The 18,632-nt window shown below is 57.4% G+C and carries 19 protein-coding genes; 6 read left to right on the top strand and 13 right to left on the bottom strand.

Going from position 1 to position 18,632, the window contains the following annotated elements; translation table 11 throughout:
• Window position 1: 1 nt before the first annotated feature.
• From F3J36_RS10180 to F3J36_RS10155, 6 genes are all read right to left on the bottom strand, one after another.
• On the bottom strand, window positions 2–1,708 hold the full coding sequence (locus F3J36_RS10180; RefSeq protein WP_166719615.1) for an OmpA family protein: 1,707 nt from the start codon (window positions 1,706–1,708) through the stop codon (window positions 2–4).
• Entirely contained in the window at window positions 1,705–2,394 is a 690-nt protein-coding gene (tssL, locus tag F3J36_RS10175) for a type VI secretion system protein TssL, short form (RefSeq protein ID WP_166719614.1), read from the bottom strand. Before tssL ends, F3J36_RS10180 begins: the two co-directional genes overlap by 4 nt.
• Window positions 2,391–3,731 carry a type VI secretion system baseplate subunit TssK gene (tssK, locus tag F3J36_RS10170; protein WP_166719613.1) on the bottom strand — a complete coding sequence of 447 codons (1,341 nt, stop codon included), beginning with the start codon at window positions 3,729–3,731 and terminating at the stop codon, window positions 2,391–2,393. The genes tssL and tssK overlap by 4 nt, the downstream gene beginning before the upstream one ends.
• Before the next feature lie 17 nt (window positions 3,732–3,748).
• Entirely contained in the window at window positions 3,749–5,296 is a 1,548-nt protein-coding gene (tssC, locus tag F3J36_RS10165) for a type VI secretion system contractile sheath large subunit (protein WP_031280019.1), read from the bottom strand.
• Window positions 5,297–5,329: 33 nt separating this feature from the next.
• On the bottom strand, window positions 5,330–5,827 hold the full coding sequence (gene tssB / locus F3J36_RS10160) for a type VI secretion system contractile sheath small subunit (protein ID WP_088517091.1): 498 nt from the start codon (window positions 5,825–5,827) through the stop codon (window positions 5,330–5,332).
• 614 nt (window positions 5,828–6,441) lie between these two features.
• Window positions 6,442–7,305: a helix-turn-helix domain-containing protein gene (locus F3J36_RS10155; protein ID WP_127834390.1), complete on the bottom strand. Its 864-nt coding sequence runs from the start codon at window positions 7,303–7,305 to the stop codon at window positions 6,442–6,444.
• Between the two features lie 181 nt (window positions 7,306–7,486).
• Here F3J36_RS10155 and F3J36_RS10150 point away from each other — a divergent pair, with 181 nt between their 5' ends.
• Entirely contained in the window at window positions 7,487–8,386 is a 900-nt protein-coding gene (locus F3J36_RS10150; protein WP_166719612.1) for a DMT family transporter, read from the top strand.
• Between the two features lie 36 nt (window positions 8,387–8,422).
• Here F3J36_RS10150 and F3J36_RS10145 read toward each other — a convergent pair whose 3' ends face one another.
• Complete coding sequence (locus F3J36_RS10145) at window positions 8,423–8,662, bottom strand: hypothetical protein (RefSeq protein WP_021313687.1); 240 nt, start codon at window positions 8,660–8,662, stop codon at window positions 8,423–8,425.
• Between the two features lie 280 nt (window positions 8,663–8,942).
• Here F3J36_RS10145 and F3J36_RS10140 point away from each other — a divergent pair, with 280 nt between their 5' ends.
• Together F3J36_RS10140 and F3J36_RS10135 are read left to right on the top strand one after the other, a co-directional pair.
• Window positions 8,943–10,160 carry an MFS transporter gene (locus tag F3J36_RS10140; RefSeq protein WP_166719611.1) on the top strand — a complete coding sequence of 406 codons (1,218 nt, stop codon included), beginning with the start codon at window positions 8,943–8,945 and terminating at the stop codon, window positions 10,158–10,160.
• 281 nt (window positions 10,161–10,441) lie between these two features.
• Window positions 10,442–10,594 (top strand): hypothetical protein, encoded by a 153-nt coding sequence (locus F3J36_RS10135; protein WP_166719610.1) that lies wholly within the window; start codon window positions 10,442–10,444, stop codon window positions 10,592–10,594.
• Window positions 10,595–10,667: 73 nt separating this feature from the next.
• Here the strand turns inward: F3J36_RS10135 and F3J36_RS10130 are convergent, their stop codons facing one another.
• The 4 genes from F3J36_RS10130 to F3J36_RS10115 form a co-directional block, all read right to left on the bottom strand.
• Window positions 10,668–10,949, bottom strand: a complete 282-nt coding sequence (locus F3J36_RS10130; RefSeq protein WP_021509105.1) for a membrane lipoprotein lipid attachment site-containing protein — start codon at window positions 10,947–10,949, stop codon at window positions 10,668–10,670.
• 254 nt (window positions 10,950–11,203) lie between these two features.
• A complete protein-coding gene (locus tag F3J36_RS10125; RefSeq protein ID WP_021509104.1) occupies window positions 11,204–12,007 on the bottom strand; it encodes a hypothetical protein in 804 nt (267 codons plus the stop codon).
• A 9-nt stretch (window positions 12,008–12,016) separates the two neighbouring features.
• The gene (locus F3J36_RS10120) at window positions 12,017–12,469 is read right to left on the bottom strand and encodes a universal stress protein (protein ID WP_058758371.1); all 453 of its coding nucleotides are present in this window, start codon (window positions 12,467–12,469) and stop codon (window positions 12,017–12,019) included.
• A gap of 7 nt (window positions 12,470–12,476) precedes the next feature.
• Entirely contained in the window at window positions 12,477–13,262 is a 786-nt protein-coding gene (locus F3J36_RS10115; RefSeq protein ID WP_166719609.1) for an IclR family transcriptional regulator, read from the bottom strand.
• A gap of 149 nt (window positions 13,263–13,411) precedes the next feature.
• Here F3J36_RS10115 and F3J36_RS10110 point away from each other — a divergent pair, with 149 nt between their 5' ends.
• The 3 genes from F3J36_RS10110 to ypdK all read left to right on the top strand — a co-directional run bounded on the left by F3J36_RS10110 (window position 13,412) and on the right by ypdK (window position 16,327).
• Complete coding sequence (locus F3J36_RS10110; protein WP_166719608.1) at window positions 13,412–15,019, top strand: MFS transporter; 1,608 nt, start codon at window positions 13,412–13,414, stop codon at window positions 15,017–15,019.
• A gap of 5 nt (window positions 15,020–15,024) precedes the next feature.
• Entirely contained in the window at window positions 15,025–16,053 is a 1,029-nt protein-coding gene (locus F3J36_RS10105) for an HlyD family secretion protein (protein ID WP_058758369.1), read from the top strand.
• 202 nt (window positions 16,054–16,255) lie between these two features.
• Entirely contained in the window at window positions 16,256–16,327 is a 72-nt protein-coding gene (gene ypdK / locus F3J36_RS10100) for a membrane protein YpdK (RefSeq protein ID WP_006120362.1), read from the top strand.
• Between the two features lie 42 nt (window positions 16,328–16,369).
• Here the strand turns inward: ypdK and alaC are convergent, their stop codons facing one another.
• Both alaC and F3J36_RS10090 read right to left on the bottom strand, forming a co-directional pair.
• Window positions 16,370–17,605, bottom strand: a complete 1,236-nt coding sequence (gene alaC, locus F3J36_RS10095; RefSeq protein WP_058758368.1) for an alanine transaminase — start codon at window positions 17,603–17,605, stop codon at window positions 16,370–16,372.
• A 119-nt stretch (window positions 17,606–17,724) separates the two neighbouring features.
• The gene (locus F3J36_RS10090; RefSeq protein ID WP_031280018.1) at window positions 17,725–18,249 is read right to left on the bottom strand and encodes a GNAT family N-acetyltransferase; all 525 of its coding nucleotides are present in this window, start codon (window positions 18,247–18,249) and stop codon (window positions 17,725–17,727) included.
• Between the last annotated feature and the right edge of the window lie 383 nt (window positions 18,250–18,632).

Here is an 18,632-nt window from a genome sequence, read left to right as displayed (position 1 = left end):
ATTACTCTCCGTTGTGTTGTGATACGTCATCATCCTGCGATGACGTCTGGGGGTTGCCCGGTATCTGGCAGGCATCAGCCTGCGGTACCAGACTGATTTCGACGCGACGGTTAAGCGCACGCCCATCCGTCGTGTCATTGGTTGCGACTGGGCGGCTTTCGCCATAGCCCTGCACCGCAAAACAGCTTTCCGGTACATCACCGGTGTCACGCATCCAGTCGCGCACCGCTTCGGCACGTTTCAGAGAGAGCGTTTGGTTCAGTTGCGGGTTACCGGTGTTATCGGTGTGGCCGGCGACCACAATCAGCCAGCCCGGCTTCGCTTTGATGCCGACCAGTGAGTTCACCAGCATTTTGGTGGACCCGGCTTTCAGCGTGGATTTGCCGGAATCAAACAGCGACATGCTGTCGAGGCGAACAATTTTCGGCACCGGTTTCGGCTGCGGTTTTGGCGGCGGTGGCGGGGGCACATACGAACGGATCGCATCCAGCACAGGCATTCGCAGACGCTCGCCCTGATACAGACCGAGACCCATCCGCATCGGTACGCCATTGCGCGCCTGGTCATCCAGCCCGGCCGCATCGTTACGCAGAACGGCAACGGCGTCGGCTTTGGGTGCGAAATCCTGCATCGGGATGCGTTCATAACGGGCAATATCGAAGCTGACACGCTGCAGCAACTGGCGATTGTTCCAGCCACTGCTGAGCAGTGCAGCCATGGCCGCCAGCGTGAAAATCGCGAGCGCATAACGGAAGGCTTGCCCACGCGGCGTCAGGCCTCGCCCTTCCGGCAGCAGCGGCAGGATAAAATCCGGCAACGCGGCAATAACCGTACTGTCCGTTCCCACCGGCTGCCAGCCCGCTACCTGTTGCATCGCAGTATGACGGGACAGCCATGCCGTCCATACCGAGGTGGCCAGACTTCCGGCCAGGATCGGTCCCAATCCCCACAGCACCGCAACCGGTGCAATGACCGGAACATCAGGGCTCTCATCAATGAAGACCGCTTTAACGTGCAACCGGAACCAGCTCATCAGGCTGTTCATCAGCACCTGTTGCTGCATCGCAGGCGCGCCACCGGTGGTGACCCATGCAGCGACTGAGCCCGGCGCTGAAGACGCACGCCAGACCCTCACCCCTTCCCCAGGGATAGCCGCCTGCCAGAGCAGATCATTGGTCATCGCACTGCCAACCTGACCATTCAGAACCAGCGGCACAGAATGCCCGGTTTCTTTACGCAGCTGGCTGATTTGCCAGCGCAGCGCCAGCAGACGACGGGTAAGCCGCTCGCTGTCGGCGTGTTTTTGCGGACAGACGCTGACCATCACCGACAGCTGTCGGCCCCAGTCAGGACGCAACCGCAGAATCTGACAGGCAACCTGCTGCAGATCCTGATGTTCCTCCACGCGGATCCAGCATCCCTGTGTCACAGTAAGCACCGGTGACTGCTGCATACATGCCAGCGGCAGATCGCCACAGACCAGCACCACAGGCTGACGGTAAGTGGCTTCCGGGAGGTCATCCAGATTTAGGGCGACGTCATGTTTCGCACAACGCCTGGCGACAATCCACAACGCCAGGATAAGCCCCAGCACGGCAAGCAGAAAGAGCACCGAAACCAGTCGCGATACCGGCAGGAAACTCAGGCAAACCACGGCACTCAGCAGGGCGGCCCACAGCGCAAGCCCGCGCTGCTGTGCAGGACTCATTTCACGGCTCCCGGCAGCAGGGTCACCAGCATCTTATCCAGCCAGTGGCTCAGTCCCCACCACAGCGCAGCCACCAGCACCACGCTCAGGCCAATACGCACGGGCCATGAAGCCAGCCAGCCACCCATTTCTCGTCCGGTACGGCTTTCCGCCAGAACCGGATGGGTTGGTGGATAGCTGAACGGCGTGACATGTTCGCTGAGCGCGTTGACGAGTTTCTGGCGCTCCGGATCGTTAAGAGAGCGGAAACTGCCGAGGAACCCCAGCATCATGACCCGCTGAAAGCAGGTCATAACAGCCTGGTCAGGCGCCGGTTCACGCAGCACATCACGCATGCGATCGCACAGCGTATCACCGGCATCCATGGTGCCGAGGAAGTGCCCCTGCAGGGGAATGTCATACCACTGCACGCAGGCGTCATCCTCCACACCACGACCTTTGACCGCCTCATCAAGCAGCGCACACTGTGCGGTGAGAATATGCTGACAGCTGACTTCATCGAGTTCGCTCGCTTTCAGCTCACGCTGCACACGTTCGACATCGGCAATGCAACGCTCCCACAACGTGCGCCCTTCTCCATCCTGAAACGTCGGACCGTGACGCAGGCTGATGACCTGCAGCCAGGTATCCTGCAGCAGAGCATCAATATCAATGGGCGCAGCAGTACTGCGTTTAGGCTCACTCATGTTCTCAGTACCGCAAAAAGTTCAAGTTCAGGCTCGCCGAGCATGCCCGGAACGTAAAACATACAGGTGCCGCTCTGAAGCATTTCGCTGGCCAGGGGATGCGAGACATCAAGGCTGAAATACTGGTTTTCCAGACGCAGCGGAATGGCTGCCGGCACATGGCGCAGTGGCGTCAGTGGCACGCCCACCCGTGAGGAATTGACGATACTCCTGACATGATCGGGACTGCCGATCTTGCACTGGCGCGGGAACTGCTCCTGCAGTTGTGCCACCGGCATCGGTGAACGCACGGAAAGGTAGTAATCCGCCCCTTCGCGCAGACGGGAGTCATGCAGACGGGCCTGCCAGACGTGCAGCCGGGCATCGTGCTCAAGCTCAATCGCCACCACCCGTGACGGCAGGCTGGCTTCCAGCAGATCGCCCAGTAAGTCAAACAGCGGCGGGAAGACGTTATTCAGCTGTTCATGCTGCCAGACCGGAATAGCACTGACCTGGTGTTCCAGCGAGAAAGTCAGCAGGCTGCCCGCAAGCCGCGCCAGTTCCGGGTACAAACGCTCCGGTGGGCTTTGCAGGTTACGCTGAAACTGGCCGAGCACCGGTTCTGCGCTGTTCAGGGCATTGAGCAGCCAGAACAACGACACATCAGCCACGGCAAAGTCGGCCATGCGCTCGTTACTTTCACGTCGCATGGCCATCAGTCGACTCAGACGGGCACGCAGTTGTGTCATCAATTGTTCCAGCTGGGTTACCAGCCAGCGGCTGCCCTGCAGAGCCAGCAGTGGCGGAAGCCAGGTTTCATCGAGTGCCCAGCTGCCCTGTGAATCCTGCTGCAGACGGGCGACCGGACAGGTCAGATAATCACTGTTATTCTGATGGGCAAAACGCAGCGTCAGCTCTGGCTGCATCACTGCAATCTGCCGGGTATCGTCGCCAAAGGTGTTGCGGACATCCCGCCAGCGCTGGCGATAACGCACAGGGCGCTCCGCCACCTCATCGGGTTTAAGGCAGTTGCCGCCATTTGCCCGCAGCAGCGGAAGCGCCAGCACCACCACCACGTCCTGTGATTCGTCCTCAAGCATCAGCACCGGTGGCAGGTCATCGGCATTATCGGTGTCGATAAGCGTGCCATCGGGGAAACGGATGTGCAGATGACGGGCCTGCAGGCGGCCCAGCTTCAGTGCATCAGGTTCGAAGGTGGCCGCAATCATCCCCCAGGGATGGGAGAGGCCCAGCCGGGCGATGCATTCCGCAGACCAGGCCGCATAGGCGACCTGTTGCTGGAAGTGCTGGGGAGAGACCATAACGCCCCTGCCCCATAACGGTTGTTCCGTTTTCATTGGCTTCCTGCCTTCGCTTACGATTTCGCCTTCGGCATCTGGGAAACCAGTGACAGGTTGACGTCCATGCCCTCTACCTGGAAGTGTGGGATGGCGTACAGCCTGACGCGGAAGAAGCCCGGGTTGTCGTCGATATCTTCCACTACCACCTTCGCGTCGCGCAGCGGGTGAGAAGCCTGCAGCTCATCGCCCGGATCGGTCATTTCGGTCACCAGACTGCGCACCCAGGTGTTCAACTCCAGTTCCAGCAGACGCCGATCCTTGGTGGTGCCGATGTTTTCACGCTGAATCAGCTTCAGATAATGCGCGATACGCGACAGCAGGAAGATATACGGCAGACGGGCGTTAATGCGGCTGTTAGCGGTGGCATCCGCAGTGTCATACAGCGCGGGTTTCTGGGTGGAGTTGGCCGAGAAGAAGCAACTGTAGTCGCGGTTTTTGTAGTAGGACAGCGGAATGAAACCGAGATTGGCGAACTCGAATTCACGGGTTTCCGGGATCATTACCTCACTCGGGATCTTCACCTGATTGCCGGTGCCCAGATCGTACAGATGAATCGGCAGATCCTGCACCGCACCACCGGCCTGTGGACCACGGATTTGCACGCACCAGCCATTGTTAATGAAGCTGCGCACCATGTTGGATGCGAAGGCAAACGAGGCGTTGGTCCACAGGTATTTGTCGTGATCCGGGCCTTTGACTTCTTCAACGTAGTTGAAGCTGCGCACCGGAACGGTATCCGGGCCATATGGCAGGCGACCCAGCACACGCGGCATCACCAGACCGATGTAGCGCGAATCGTCCGTCTCGCGGAAGGATTTCCACTTGATGTATTCAGCGCGGTCAAAATAGTTACCGATATCTTTGATGGCCGCTACGTCTTCCATTGAATCCTTGAGGAAGAATTGCGGGCCGGCAGAGCCGATAAACGGCATATGCGCCGCAGCAGACACTTTTGAAATATTGCGCAGCAGGGCAACATCCTGCGCAGACGCATCAAACTCATAAGCGGAAATCAGCGCCGCAATCGGCTCGCCGCCAGGTGTGTCATACTCATCAATGTAGGTGTGTTTATACAGGCCGCTCTGGATAATTTCCGGGCTGTCTTCGAAGTCCTGACGCAGGTCTTCTTTAGACATATCCAGCAGTTCGACTTTCACGTTCTGGCGGAAATCGGTTTTATCAACCAGCGATTTCACACCGCGCCACAGGCTCTCCACTGCCTGGAACTCTTCGCTGTGCATGACCGCATCCAGCTGACGACTGATCTGGTGATCCAGCGCGGCGATATGATGGTCAATCAGATTTTTGTCGAGTTTTTCAACTTTTGCGCCTGATTTTTTCAGGCATTCCAGAAATACCTGCATGCCGGCGGTTAAACGCTCATCCGCCGTTGCATCCGACATCGCCTGCGCATCCTGCCAGATATCCAGCGCGCTCAGCTCAGAAACCGGGTTAAGATTGATTTTTTCAAACAGGGTGGCATAAACCCCACCGGCTGCCGGACGTTCCAGCACCACGCTCTCGCCACCCGTCGCATTCTCATTATTTACAGACATCAGCATCTTCCTTATTAATCCGTTAAATCATCGTGATGGTTATGGCTGTTTTGGTGCCAGGGTTGAGAGCTCAGCGCGCAGTTCTGCACTTAACGCCGGGTCCAGCAGAATTTTTTCCAGCTCTTTTCGGAAGGCCTGGTTATCCAGCAGGTTGGCTTTTAAATCACGCAGTAAATTACGCATAGAAAGCATGGCCTTCAGCTGAGGTATTTGCCGGGAGACCTGTTCCGGAGAGAAATCTTTCATGCTCTGGAAAGTCAGACTGATGCTGTCTTCGCTGCCGTCATCGGCCAGCGTATTTTTAACGGCAACCGTGACTTTGGGCGAATATTCGGAAAGCACTGCGTCAAAGTTATTTTTGTTCAGATTAACTTTGGCTCGCTCTGATAATGGTGCGGTCGCCTGACCATGACTAAAGTCGCCCGCCACCAGTAATTTCAGCGGAAGCTCGGTTTTCTTGCTTGCGCCTCCGGTATGCAGGTCAAGTTTTAAGTTAATACGTGCCTTTGGCACTTCATTCTGGAAACTATCTGCCATTTCATCATCCCTCTGTTTATCTCAGCGCACATTTTTCGCGCCATACTACTTTAGAGGTAACAACAGAGCAATGATCGACAAAAAAGCAAATAGACAGATCTTTGAGCTGCAAAAGTGACATGCATAAGCCATTAACACTAAAAAATGCAAATCATTGTCACCTGAAACCAGCTAAAAAAACTGGCAAAGACATTAAAGGCCGCACATTAATGCCAATAAAAAATAAAGTTGTGGATTAATATTAACAAAGCGTGAATTTATTGATTCAGGTCAAAATAAAAAATCCGCCAGAAACCATCCCACCATCAAGAAAGAAATGACATAAAAAGATAAAAATTGCGGATAAAAGCAGTGCGGAATTTCATACAGGACGGTAATGAGATGAAGTAAAGATTTCAGGTAAAACAGAGCGCACTTAAGCCCCGTGCTACATCCGTTCAACGTAATCGTATAAATCACCACCCATGTGGGAAATTTCGTATAAATAACGTTCGGATGCGACCAGAGGGAATCAATCAGGATAGCGTGGTTCACGACATAATGACGTACGCGATAAATCGCGCCGCTGCTAATTCAGTAATCTATTCCTCACAAACTTCATTCCAACTGCCCTGTCAGCGCTGACGCCATGCCGAGGGTGCCATGCCGTGCAGCTGACGGAAGCGGTTGCTGAAATGGCTGGAGGAGTGGAAACCGCAGCGCAGGGCAATCTCAGTGAGCGACAGCGTGCTGAATTGCAGCAGTTGCTGCGCGGCTTCCATACGGCGGCGCATCACATACTGGTGCGGCGCTTCGCCGGTGCTGCTGCGGAACATGCGCGCAAAATGGTATTCGCTGAGCGCCGCCTCCGCCGCCAGTTGGGCCAGCGTTAACGGCTGATCCAGCTGCGTATCGATCAGCGCCAGCACGCGGCGCAATACTGCCGGCGCCAGTCCGCCACGCACTTGCGGCAGCTGCCACTGTACCTGACTGTAGCGCTGCAGCAGATGGGTCATCAGCAGTGTTGAGGCGCTGCTCAGCATCAGCTGGTTAGCCGGCTGCTGCCAGTCGGCGCTCAGCAGAAAATGACGATACAGCTGGGTGATGCGGTCATCGTCGGCAAAAATCTTCTCATGCAGGTTAAGCTGCGCCGGGCTGCGATCCCACACCTGCTCACCGAGGTGACGCAAATGCGCATCGGTGCAGTAGAGGTGCACGAAGGATAAATCCGCGCGCAGATCCCAGGTCGACTCGGTGCCAGACGGCATCAGGCAAAAGCGATCCGGCGCGCCGCCGTTGCGCCAGCCGTGCGGCGTTTTGTGCCAGGTGTCGTAACCATCGGCGACGTACAGGCTAAGCGTATGGTGATCGCTGAGGTTGGTCACGCGATCGCCACTGTTGAACCACGCCGCCAGCCGAATGCCGCCGCTCAGCTGCACGCTATCGCGCAGCTGCGCTTTGTGACGCTGAAGCATAGTAAACGTCTGATATTCCGGCATGGTCTGACATCGCTCTCTGGGTTGATGTCTGTAGTTTACGCAACTGACCGGACAGAAAACAGGCCAATGCCGGACCAGGCGGGAAAAAGCGCAAGAATTTGCAAGTGCTGCGCAAAGCCATGCAAGCCGCGCTCCTGTCACTCAGGCACACTGCGAGCCTGATTCCGCCGGAGAGTTTCTGATGAACCTGATGTTATACCTCGCGGTGGTGCTGATTTGGGGCACCACCTGGATTGCGATTTTTCTGCAGCAGCAGGCCGCCGATACGCCGGTACTGGTGGCGGTATTCTGGCGCTTCCTGTTCGCCTCGTTGACCATGCTGGTGCTTCTCCGGCTGTTGAAACGTCTGCGTACGCTGGATGCGCGTGACCACCTGTTTTGTCTGTTACAGGGCGGCTGCGTATTCGGTTTTAATTTTGTCTGCTTTTACCATGCGGCAGCGATGATCAGCACCGGACTGGAGTCGGTGATTTTTTCGATGGCGGTGCTGTATAACGCGCTCAACAGCTGGATCTTTTTCCGCCAGCGCCCGCCTTTCCGCCTGCTGCCCGCCGCCGCGCTGGGCCTCGGCGGGATTGTTGCGCTATTCTGGCAGGATATTCAGTCAGCCCAGGTTGCGCCGCAGCTGCTGTGGGGCGTGGGGCTGAGCGCGCTGGGCACGCTCGGTTTCTCCTTCGGCAATATGATTTCTACCCGCCATCAGCGTCGTCAGCGCGACGTGCTGACCACCAACAGCTACGCCATGCTATACGGTGCGCTGATCATGGCCGTGCTGGCGCTGGTGAATGGCGACGCGCTGGCACCGGCACTCAATCTGCAGTGGCTGGGCGCAATGAGCTATCTGGCTTTGTTTGGCTCGGTGCTGGGCTTTGGTGCCTACTTCACGCTGGTGGGGCGCATCGGTGCCAGCCAGGCGGCTTACAGCACCCTGCTGTTTCCACTGGTGGCGCTGACGCTTTCGACGCTGTATGAAGGCTATCAGTGGCATAGCAATGCCATCGTCGGGCTGGTGATGATTCTGGCAGGGAATATGGTGATGTTCGTGCGCTGGCCGGCTCATCGCCGGTTACGTCTGGCCTGAAGCAAGAGCGGGCATGGCGCCCGCTCTGTCACTCCTCTAGCGCCAGCCCCCGACGCCGATGTTGAGCTGGTGAGGTTGGTTAATGGCTTTTCTGGCAATCCAGTAAAGCAGAACGCGTTCATCATCTCTGTCGCGGTCGGCCATCGCCAGTAATTTCAGCGACAGGGTGGACCTGGTCACAGGCTGCTGTTCATCGCTTAACTCGATAACCGCCTGACCGATGATGCAGCAAACCTCATCCCCGCTGGATACGGATTCATATGCCCGGTCTTTCATATTTCCTCCTGTTGAATGAACTATAAGCCTGGCAAAGTTCCTGCGTTTTGCCGCGCAGATGCTGCGCTTAAAACACCCTGTTACACATGCTCATCTGTCGCAATGCCTGTTCATGTAACGACATCCGCGCTGCGCTTAAGCAAAGGCGCAATGCCATTCATACCGGTTTCACAGCATTTCATTCCGTCTCCCGCTCCGTTCACGCCCGTCCGCACCACCCGCGCCCGCGTGAGGCTTATTATTGCTGCAGATTCCGTATTCCCGGATGGGAGAGAGAAAAATGACAATAGCCGTTACCCCTAATCATCAGCGTGTCCGTATCCTTACCCTCGCAGGCACCATCATTACCCAGTTCGCGCTCGGCTCGGTTTATACCTGGAGCCTGTTTAACGGCCAGCTGGCGCAGAAGCTGGATGCGCCAGTCAGCCAGGTGGCTTTTTCCTTTGGTCTGCTCAGTCTTGGTCTGGCGATTGCCTCCTCGCTGGCCGGCAAGCTGCAGGAGCGCTTTGGCGTGCGCAACGTCACCATCGGTGCAGGCATTCTGATGGCGATTGGCTTCTGGCTGACCGCCCATGCTGACAACCTGATGATGCTGTACCTGAGCGCCGGCATTCTGGTTGGACTGGCCGATGGCGCGGGTTATCTGATGACGCTCTCTAACTGCGTGAAGTGGTTTCCGGAGCGCAAAGGGCTGATTTCGGCCTGTTCGATCGGCGCTTACGGCCTCGGCAGTCTCGGCTTTAAATTTATCTGTGGCGCACTGCTCAGCACTCAGGGGCTGGAAAATACCTTTATGATTTGGGGTGTGCTGGCGATGACGATGATTATTGCCGGTGCCCTGATGATGCGCGATGCGCCGCTGCAGCAGGCCGGTTCACGTCAGCAGCAGGCCATACAGGAGTTCACGCTGGCACAGTCGGTGCGCCTGCCGCAGTACTGGATGCTGGCACTGATGTTCCTGACGGCCTGCATGAGTGGTTTGTATGTGATTGGCGTCGCGAAAGACATTGGTGAAGGCCTGGTGCACCTGAGCACGCAAACGGCGGCCAATGCGGTGACGGTAATTGCCATTGCCAACCTGAGCGGACGACTGATTCTCGGCGTGCTGTCGGACAAAATGGCGCGCATCCGGGTCATTTCGCTGGCACAGCTGGTTTCGCTGAGCGGCATGAGCATCCTGCTGTTCACCCACATGAATGAAACTACCTTCTTCCTGTCGCTGGCCTGCGTAGCGTTCAGCTTTGGCGGCACCATCACCGTCTTTCCGTCACTGGTCAGTGATTTCTTCGGCCTTAACAACCTGACCAAAAACTACGGCCTGATCTATCTCGGCTTCGGCATCGGTAGCGTGCTTGGCTCGCTGGTGGCTTCGGTGTTCGGCGGCTTCACCGTGACCTTCAGTCTGATTATGACGCTGCTGGTGATCTCGCTGGTGCTGTCGCTCAGTATCCGTCTGCCAAATCGTCAAAACCTGGCCGCGCCGGTACTGCATAATTAATTCACCACCCTGCCGTGTAATTGCACGGCAGGCTTTTTACTGATGACCACAGAATTGATCACGCGTTGAGAATGACTGTTATTTAATCTTGCATTTCAGAGTAATCGGGTTATTATCAGGCGCTATTCAGCTTATTCCGATTGGTTTATTTCCCGCCCTGTCACTTTTAGCTTTTAATTGACATATCTGGTAATAATTACGGAAATAACTCTACATTCACTGCATCTTCACTCCACTTTTCCCGGTTAATCTGGCCTCATTGGAAAAGAGGAGGACTCTCCATGAAGAAGTTAATAAAAGTCGCTTCGGTGGTGGCGATTATGACCATGCTAAGCGGGTGTATTATCGAGCACGACCATGGACGCGGTCCCGGCTGGGGCCACGGGCACGGCGGCGGCTGGCATCACGGCCATAGCGGCTATCGTCACTGGTAATTGGGCAAAGCACACACAGCACATAATAAAAAATGAATAAAGAAAGGGCGGGAATCAATCCCGCCCTTATTTTTTAGCTTTTCACCGCGTAATTACATTGATACCAGACTTTCTTCAGGCCAGGCAAATTGCTGTCCTGCGCCGGAAGCGATTCGACTTTATCGAAGCCGCGCTGGTTACAGTAATTCGCCAGATCAAGTTCCAGCGCATCTTTATCCAGCTTCTGTGGATCGTAACGATACTGTACGGTATTTGAACGGGCATCTTCATCTACACGCTCAAAACCCCCGGGTTTGCTGACACTACAACCGGCCAGCATAAAAAGCGCTAACGCGCTAATAAGCATTTTATTCATTAGGGTGTCCTCATCAGACGTTGCAGTGTAAAAGGCAACGCCACACGCCTCTATAGGAAAAAGACGCGAAATGTCCGATTAATGCAAAGCTTTCGCCAATCAAATCAATAAAACCAAACGGTTTTCCTTATCACATCAGCAGTGAGAAGATGACTTCAGACAAAACGAAGTCTGCACCACACCAGGTGATACCCACAAAAAGACATACTGAAAGTGACCTTTATGCCCGTGCTGAGCGGGCTTTTTTTCGCCCATTATCCGGTAAGGCTGACCATCTTACGCAAAAGATTGGCCGCTTGTTTGTCCGGCAATGCGAGAATTCCGCTGTAAAGATCAATCGACATCGCGCACATCGTGCCGCGATCCACCGCCGTATCCGCCGGCATATTCAGCTGCTGCAGCTTATCGCCCCACTTGCCATACAGTTTTTCCACCACGCGCTGCAGATCGCGCTGCGCCTGAGGCTGATCCACCGCCAGCTCGTCACCGGTACTGTTTTGCAGCAGTGCCTCGAGCGCTTCACCATCGCGCTGATTAAGCTCCGGCGACAGCACCTGTTGCAGATTGACGCCACCGCTGACCTGCGGATAGAGGAAACGGAAGCAGCGCTGCGTATCCTGCTGCTGCAGCGCCTGCATCTCCTGCACCGAAACGCGGATGTAATTGATGATCGCCGCATCGCTGGCGCGCGCCATGCGCTGATTAACCAAATCCATCAGCCAGCCGCGCATATCGCCCAGCGCCTGCTCCGCAGGTACGCCCTCTGCCAGCTTGTGCTGCAGCTCGCGATTCAGCAGTTGCCACAGCGCCGGCTCCTGCACTTTCAGCACGCGATAACCCGGCGCGTCGCTCAGTTGGGTAGCCACCTGCGCCGCCAGCGCCTCGCGCTCCTGACGCGGATGCAGCCAGCTAAACCACAGCAGATTGGCCAGCAGCACAGGCAGCAAAAACAGCAGGACACCCTGCCAGACGCGCAGCGCGGTGGTGCGCAGCAATATAACGATGATGATCGCCAGCAGCACAAAAGCGGCCAGCGTGAGCGGGAAAAGCGAGAACATGGAGCGACATTAATCCTTGCGAACGTCAATTAAAACCGGACAGCTGGCGCGTTCAATCACTGCTGCGCTTACCGAGCCTTTCAGCAGGCGGTTGAGCGGCGACAGGTGACGACGGCCCATTATAATCATACTGGCGTGCAACGCCTCAGACTGCGCCACAATGGTTTCCGCCGCTTCACCGGCCAGAATCAGCCCGCGTGCGTCAATGCCAGCGCGCAGCAGCGGTGCCAGCGCATGGCGTACCACCATTTCAGCTGTGTTTTGTTCATCCTGCGCCACGACAAAATCGTCCGGGTCTTCCCCGGCGTCGATCTCAATCGGCTGATTGCACGACGAATAAGCCGGATCGACACAGCACAGTACGGTGACCTGCGCCTGTTGCGCCAGCGCCTGTTCAATGGTCAGGGCGATCACTTTTTCCGCCACCGGTGAGTTATCAATGGCCATCAGCAAGGTTTTCATCAGTCGGTTATCCTTCCGCAGCAGTTATTTTGCCAATTTCGCGAATCAGCGCCTCTTTACACTTTATCAGCGCTGTCCGGTAATGCGCTTCCTGGCGGTGAAAACGTGCCGTCGGCACCAGCAGTGAGATCGAGAAGCGCCCGAACAGCGTATCAATCGCTACCGCCATGGTGGAAATGCCCTCCAGCGTTTCGCCGCGATCGATAGCCAGTCCGCTAGCGCGCACCTCCGCAATCAGCGTCAGCAACTGCGGCAGCGTTTTTACCGTCATTTCCGTCAGTTCCGCATAGGCTTCGCCGACCATTACCCGCACATCTTCGTCGCTCTCCAGCGCCAGTAGCGCCCGACCACCGGACGTACTGTAGAGCGGCAGATTCAGGCCGATGTGGGGCACCACGCGCAGCTCACGCGTGGCCACCACGTAATGGACAATCGCCAGCTGCGTCCCGCTGGCCCGCGCCAGCGACACCGTTTCATTGATTTCCGCCGAGAGTTGTTCGAGGAACGGCCGGACAATTTCCACCACGTCACTGTGCACGCTGGAGATCAGCTTCAGCAACGCCGGACCGAGGCGCAGCCCGCATGCCCCGCCGCTGCGCACCAGCTGCGCGCTATCCAGCGCCGCCACGATGCGCTGCACCGTCGAGCGCGGCAGATCGACCACCTGCGCAATTTCACCCAGACTCATGCCGCCCGGATGCTCACCGAGCGCATTTAAAATTTTTGCCGCACGCGCAATGACCTGAATGCCACCCGCTTTTTCATCCTCACGGCTTGAGGGAGGTTCTACCATGATACGTTCCTTTTTGGCCTGCCCTACTTTAGCGCGAACGATCGCACTTTTACACCCTGTATCACATTGCAATACACCATATCGAAATGTAAGATGCGAGCTGTATCACATCGCAATACACTGCATCAACCAATAACGAGACACCTGTTATGAATGCCCAGCCCGTCGCGGCACCGGCACCGGCACCGCATCCTTTTACCCTGCGCCTCGCGCTGGGGCTGGTGGGGGTGCTGATCGCCGCGCTGACCTCCGGATTAAACGATCGCGTCACCGACATCGCGCTGGCCGATATCCGTGCCGCAGTCGGCATTAGCTACGATGACGGCAGCTGGATTATTTCGGCTTATCAGGCAGCGGAAGTCGCCGCGATGATGATTGCACCGTGGTTCGCCGTCACCTTTTCGCTGCGCCGCTTCGCGCTGGCGGTGTCGGCCGGTTTCATGATGTGCGGTGTCCTGCTGCCCTTTATGCCCACGGCCCCGCTGTTTATTGCGCTGCGCGTGGTGCAGGGACTGTTTGGCGGCGCCCTGCCGCCGCTGCTGATGACGGTGGCGCTGCGCTTTCTGCCACCGCCGATCAAACTTTATGGGCTGAGTGCTTACGCCCTCACCGCCACGTTTGGCCCGAATCTGGCGGCGTCGCTGGCGGCGTTCTGGACCGATGACGTCAGCTGGATGTTTGTGTTCTGGCAGGTGGTGCCGGCCATGCTGATCGCCATGCTGCTGATCGGCTGGGGTCTGCCGCAGGATCCGCTGCGCACTGAGCGATTTAAACAGATTGACCTGTTCGGCATGCTGAGCGGCTGCTCGGGCATGGCGCTGCTGATTCTGGCGCTGACGCAGGGTGAGCGTCTCGACTGGCTCAGCTCGCCGCTGTTTGTCGCCCTATTATTCAGCGCGCTGGCGTTGCTGATTGTGTTCTTTATTAATGAATGGTTTCACCCGCTGCCGCTGTTTAAGTTGCAGATGCTGCGCCGGCGTAATTTGTCGCACGGTTTGCTGGCGCTGGCGGGTGTACTGATTCTGGCGCTGTCCGGTTCGGCGCTGCCGTCGGCCTATTTTGGTCAGGTGGAGGGGTTTCGCACGCTGCAGTTCGCGCCGCTGGCGTTGACCATCGGCCTGCCGCAGTTGCTGATTGCACCGCTGATCGCCAGCCTGCTGAATATCCGCTGGATTGACTGCCGCTGGGTGCTGATCGCCGGTGTGCTGCTGCTGGCGACCGCCTGCCTGCTCGGCATGCAGATCACCACCGACTGGGCGCGGCAAAACTTCTGGCTGATGCAGATCTTGCAGGCGTTTGGTCAGCCGATGGTGATTCTGCCGGTGCTGATGAGCGCCACCAGTGTGGTCGCGCCGCCGGAAGGACCGTTCGCCTCCGCCATGTTCAATACCGTACGCGGCTTTGCCAGCATCGCCGCCAGCACGCTGGTGGAGTGGTTTATCAGCCATCGCGAGCAGTTTCACTCCAGCGTGCTGGTCGATCAGGCGGCCAGTCGCAGCTGGCTGATGACCGCAGCGGATAGCCAGCAGGCCAGCAGCAGCCTGCCGCTGTTGGCCGACGGCAGCGCCAGCAGCGCGGCCAATCTCAGCGGCTTCGCCACCCTGCTGAAGCATCAGGCCATGGTGCTGAGCCTGAGCGATGCGTATCTGATGCTGATCGCTTTCGCTGTCGGGCTGTTAGTGCTGACGCTGTGCCTGGCGAAACGCGTCTGGCCACCGCAAACCCTGATTCAACCTGTTACCAAAACTCCGGAATAACTGTTATGCACGCTTTTGCTATGAAACGAACAATCCTGCTGAGCGCCCTGCTGCTGGTTTTGCTGGCGATGGCGTTCTGGCTGTGGTCAGCCATGACCGGCAACGACCATCGCACTGATGATGCCTGGGTGAATGCCGATTACACGCTGGTGGCCCCGAAGGTGTCCGGCTATATCGCCCACGTCAACGTGCAGGATAACCAGCGCGTGCGGGCTGGCGACGTGCTGGCGACGCTCGACGACCGCGACTATCGCGTGGCGCTGGAGACCGCGCGGGCGAACCTGCAGGTCAGCGACGCCAAACGGCTGAGCGCGCAGGCGCAGCTCGACCAGCAGCAGTCCACCATTGCCGAGGCCCGCGCCACGCTGGCCGCCAGTCAGGCATCGGCACAGTATGCCGGACAGAGCGCGGCGCGCTATAACCAGCTGTACAAGAGCGGCACCATAGCCGCTGACGATCAGCAGAAAGCCAGCTCAACCCAGCGTTCCGCCGCCGCTACGGTGCGCCAGAGCGCAGCGGCGCTGGCGGCGGCCGAACAGCAGGTGAAGGTGCTTGAGGCCGCGCTGCGTCAGGCGGAGGCTGATGTCGCGGCGGCGCAGGCCAGCGTCGACCAGGCCGGACTGAATCTCTCTTATACGCGTATTATTGCGCCGGTGGATGGCATGGTGGGTCAGCGTTCGGTGCGCGTGGGAGCCTGGGTCAGCGCGGGTACGCGTCTGCTGGCCGTGGTGCCGCTACAGCAGACTTACATCACCGCCAATTATCTGGAGACGCAGCTGGCGGATGTGCGCCCGGGCCAGAGAGTGGTGGTGAAGATTGATGCATTGCCAGGCAAGACCTTCACCGGTCACGTTGACAGTATCGCGCCCGCTACCGGCGCCACGTTTTCCGCGATTGCCCCCGATAACGCCACCGGCAACTACACTAAAGTGGTTCAGCGTTTGCCGGTGAAAATTGTGCTGGATCCGCATCAAAGCGATCTGGCGCAATTACGTGTCGGCATGTCGGCGATTCCGCAGATTGAGACCCGATGAAAATGTGAGCAACTTCTCAGAAGTGACCTATTTATTTTCGGATCGATTCCGCGTAAATTAGCGCTCGATCCTGTTTCGGGGCAGCCCGAAGCGACCTGAGTAGAAAGCGTGTAGCGATGATGAACTCCACCTTTCTCTTATTCTGTTCGGGTTACGCTGGTTTGGGATCGCCATCATTGTAACCGCTCAGAGGAGTTGTTTTGTGAAATACGCCTTGATGGGAATCTCTTTCTTCGTCTTACTTTGGGTCGGCACCTTCGTGCTGATGCTGTAAAGACGCCAGCCGGGGCGACCGCTCAGTCGCCCCGATTTGTATTTACTCTGCTTCTTCCACCGCTTTTACCGTTCCCGGCAAAATACCGTCGGCGCGGAACATCGCTTTAATGCCACGCACCGCCTGACGAATACGATCGCTGTTTTCAATCAGGGCAAAACGCACGTGGGTATCGCCGTAGTCACCAAAGCCAATGCCCGGCGAGACGCACACTTTCGCCTCCTGCAGCAGCAGCTTGGCAAATTCCAGTGAGCCCAGATGCGCGTAATGGTCGGGGATTTTCGCCCAGACGTACATGGACGCTTTCGGCAGATCGACCATCCAGCCCGCCTCATGCAGCCCTTTCACCAGTACATCGCGCCGGCGTTTATACTGCTCGGCGATATCACGCACGCACTGCTGATCGCCCTCCAGTGCCGCAATCGCCGCCACCTGCAGCGGTGTGAAGGTGCCGTAGTCGTGATAGCTTTTGATGCGTGCCAGTGCCGCCACCAGCTCTTTGTTGCCGACCATAAAGCCGATGCGCCAGCCTGCCATGTTGTAGCTTTTTGACAGGGTAAAGAATTCCACCGCCACATCGCGCGCGCCCGGCACCTGCATAATCGAGGGCGCTTTCCAGCCATCATAGGTGATGTCAGCGTAGGCCAGATCGTGGATGACCAGCACGTTGTACTGTTTCGCCAGCGCGATGACGCGCTCGAAGAAGTCCAGCTCCACGCACTGCGATGTCGGGTTGGACGGAAAGCCGAGGATCATCATCTTCGGTTTCGGGTAACTTTCGCGGATGGCGCGTTCCAGCTCATTGAAGAAATCGACGCCCGCGACCAGCGGCACCGAGCGCACCTGCGCGCCGGCGATCACCGCACCGTAGATGTGAATCGGGTAGCTGGGATTGGGCACCAGCACGGTGTCGCCGTGATCGAGCGTCGCCAGCATCAGGTGCGCCAGGCCCTCTTTCGAGCCGATGGTAACAATGGCTTCGGATTCCGGATCGATATCCACCTGATAACGCTCGGCGTACCAGCGCGAAATGGCGCGGCGCAGGCGCGGAATCCCTTTGGAGGTAGAGTAGCCGTGCGTGTCTTCACGCTGTGCCACCTGACAGAGTTTTTCCACGATGTGCGGCGGTGTCGCGCCATCGGGGTTGCCCATGGAGAAATCGATGATGTCTTCGCCGCGCCGGCGCGCAGCCATCTTCAATTCAGCCGTGATGTTAAATACATAGGGGGGCAGACGTTCAATACGCGAGAAACGACGGGGTGTGCTGTTATCAGCCATGATGTCCTCTGGATTACGTTAGCGCCCGGACCGTCCGAGCGACGCTGGTCACTGCGGTGACCGAAACAAGAACATAACGCGCTGATAACAATATTGTCGAGGGGGGACGGCAAATTTTCTTAGCCTGCTTCGTTTAAGCGCCCAAACACCCAATCGTTTACCCACTGACCGTTGAGCCGGTAATTATCGCGTAGCGTGCCTTCCAGCGCGAAACCGTTCTTTTCCAGAATGCGCCGCGACGGCCAGTTGCCCTCAATCACCAGCGCTTTGAGTTTGTGGAAGTCGGCCTGCAGCAGGAACGTACACAATGCCTGCAACGCTTCGCTGCCGTAGCCCTGACCGGTACAGGCGTGACGCAGCATGTAACCCACTTCGGCCTGACGATACGGATGCCACTCGGCGCTGCAGCCAAACAGGCCAATCGCTTCACCGCTGTCGCGCAGGCGCGCCACCAGGCACAGCATGTGAAAACTGCTGGGTTGCCACGGTGCCAGCCGCTCGTTAAAGCGCTGGCGGATGTCGTTTTCATCGGGGATCTCGCTCACCCAGGTCATGGTCGCGGCATCTTCATGTACCGCTTTGAAAATCTGCCAGTCTTCCGGCTGTAACCGGCTGAGGGACAAACGAGGGGTGAGTAATTGCATGGCCACGCTCCGCTGTTGTGCTTACGGCAACATAGCAAACCGCATCCGTGACAACCAGTGAACGCTGCACGCTTTCAGCAATCCTCTTTTTAGCACTCAGGATTTCCTCTTTTCAGGTTTCATAGCGGATAATCTGCCTTGCTTCCTTTCAGGGACGGGTGTTATGGGCGGATCTGGTCGCCATAAATGGCGCCCCTACGGTGTGTCAGCGGCCCATTTTACACGGCGCGCACCTTCATATCTGGTCGCCATAAATGGCGCCCCTACGGTGCATCCGCGGTCCTTTAGGGTGCGCATTGATGCGCACCGGCAATGCGCACCTTAAAAATTGATCCTGGCTATAAGAAACGTCCGCAGCTTACCGGGACGCTGGCGGATCGCGA

Origin of the sequence: Pantoea sp. Cy-640, assembly GCF_011752635.1 — a bacterium.
Classification (GTDB): domain Bacteria; phylum Pseudomonadota; class Gammaproteobacteria; order Enterobacterales; family Enterobacteriaceae; genus Pantoea; species Pantoea dispersa.
Note: the sequence above shows the minus strand (reverse complement) of the source record. Positions and strands in the feature narration are given on the sequence as shown.

Excerpts from the sequence above, each read along its gene's own strand:
- tssL (WP_166719614.1), bottom strand. The coding sequence starts at position 2,394 with ATGAGTGAGCCTAAACGCAGTACTGCTGCGCCCATTGATATTGATGCT.
- F3J36_RS10135 (WP_166719610.1), top strand. The coding sequence starts at position 10,442 with ATGAAGAAGTTAATAAAAGTCGCTTCGGTGGTGGCGATTATGACCATG.
- tssC (WP_031280019.1), bottom strand. The coding sequence starts at position 5,296 with ATGCTGATGTCTGTAAATAATGAGAATGCGACGGGTGGCGAGAGCGTG.
- F3J36_RS10155 (WP_127834390.1), bottom strand. The coding sequence starts at position 7,305 with ATGCCGGAATATCAGACGTTTACTATGCTTCAGCGTCACAAAGCGCAG.
- F3J36_RS10150 (WP_166719612.1), top strand. The coding sequence starts at position 7,487 with ATGAACCTGATGTTATACCTCGCGGTGGTGCTGATTTGGGGCACCACC.
- tssK (WP_166719613.1), bottom strand. The coding sequence starts at position 3,731 with ATGAAAACGGAACAACCGTTATGGGGCAGGGGCGTTATGGTCTCTCCC.
- F3J36_RS10125 (WP_021509104.1), bottom strand. The coding sequence starts at position 12,007 with ATGTTCTCGCTTTTCCCGCTCACGCTGGCCGCTTTTGTGCTGCTGGCG.
- F3J36_RS10110 (WP_166719608.1), top strand. The coding sequence starts at position 13,412 with ATGAATGCCCAGCCCGTCGCGGCACCGGCACCGGCACCGCATCCTTTT.
- F3J36_RS10115 (WP_166719609.1), bottom strand. The coding sequence starts at position 13,262 with ATGGTAGAACCTCCCTCAAGCCGTGAGGATGAAAAAGCGGGTGGCATT.
- F3J36_RS10090 (WP_031280018.1), bottom strand. The coding sequence starts at position 18,249 with ATGCAATTACTCACCCCTCGTTTGTCCCTCAGCCGGTTACAGCCGGAA.
- F3J36_RS10130 (WP_021509105.1), bottom strand. The coding sequence starts at position 10,949 with ATGAATAAAATGCTTATTAGCGCGTTAGCGCTTTTTATGCTGGCCGGT.
- tssB (WP_088517091.1), bottom strand. The coding sequence starts at position 5,827 with ATGGCAGATAGTTTCCAGAATGAAGTGCCAAAGGCACGTATTAACTTA.
- alaC (WP_058758368.1), bottom strand. The coding sequence starts at position 17,605 with ATGGCTGATAACAGCACACCCCGTCGTTTCTCGCGTATTGAACGTCTG.
- F3J36_RS10120 (WP_058758371.1), bottom strand. The coding sequence starts at position 12,469 with ATGAAAACCTTGCTGATGGCCATTGATAACTCACCGGTGGCGGAAAAA.
- F3J36_RS10105 (WP_058758369.1), top strand. The coding sequence starts at position 15,025 with ATGCACGCTTTTGCTATGAAACGAACAATCCTGCTGAGCGCCCTGCTG.
- F3J36_RS10145 (WP_021313687.1), bottom strand. The coding sequence starts at position 8,662 with ATGAAAGACCGGGCATATGAATCCGTATCCAGCGGGGATGAGGTTTGC.
- F3J36_RS10140 (WP_166719611.1), top strand. The coding sequence starts at position 8,943 with ATGACAATAGCCGTTACCCCTAATCATCAGCGTGTCCGTATCCTTACC.
- F3J36_RS10180 (WP_166719615.1), bottom strand. The coding sequence starts at position 1,708 with ATGAGTCCTGCACAGCAGCGCGGGCTTGCGCTGTGGGCCGCCCTGCTG.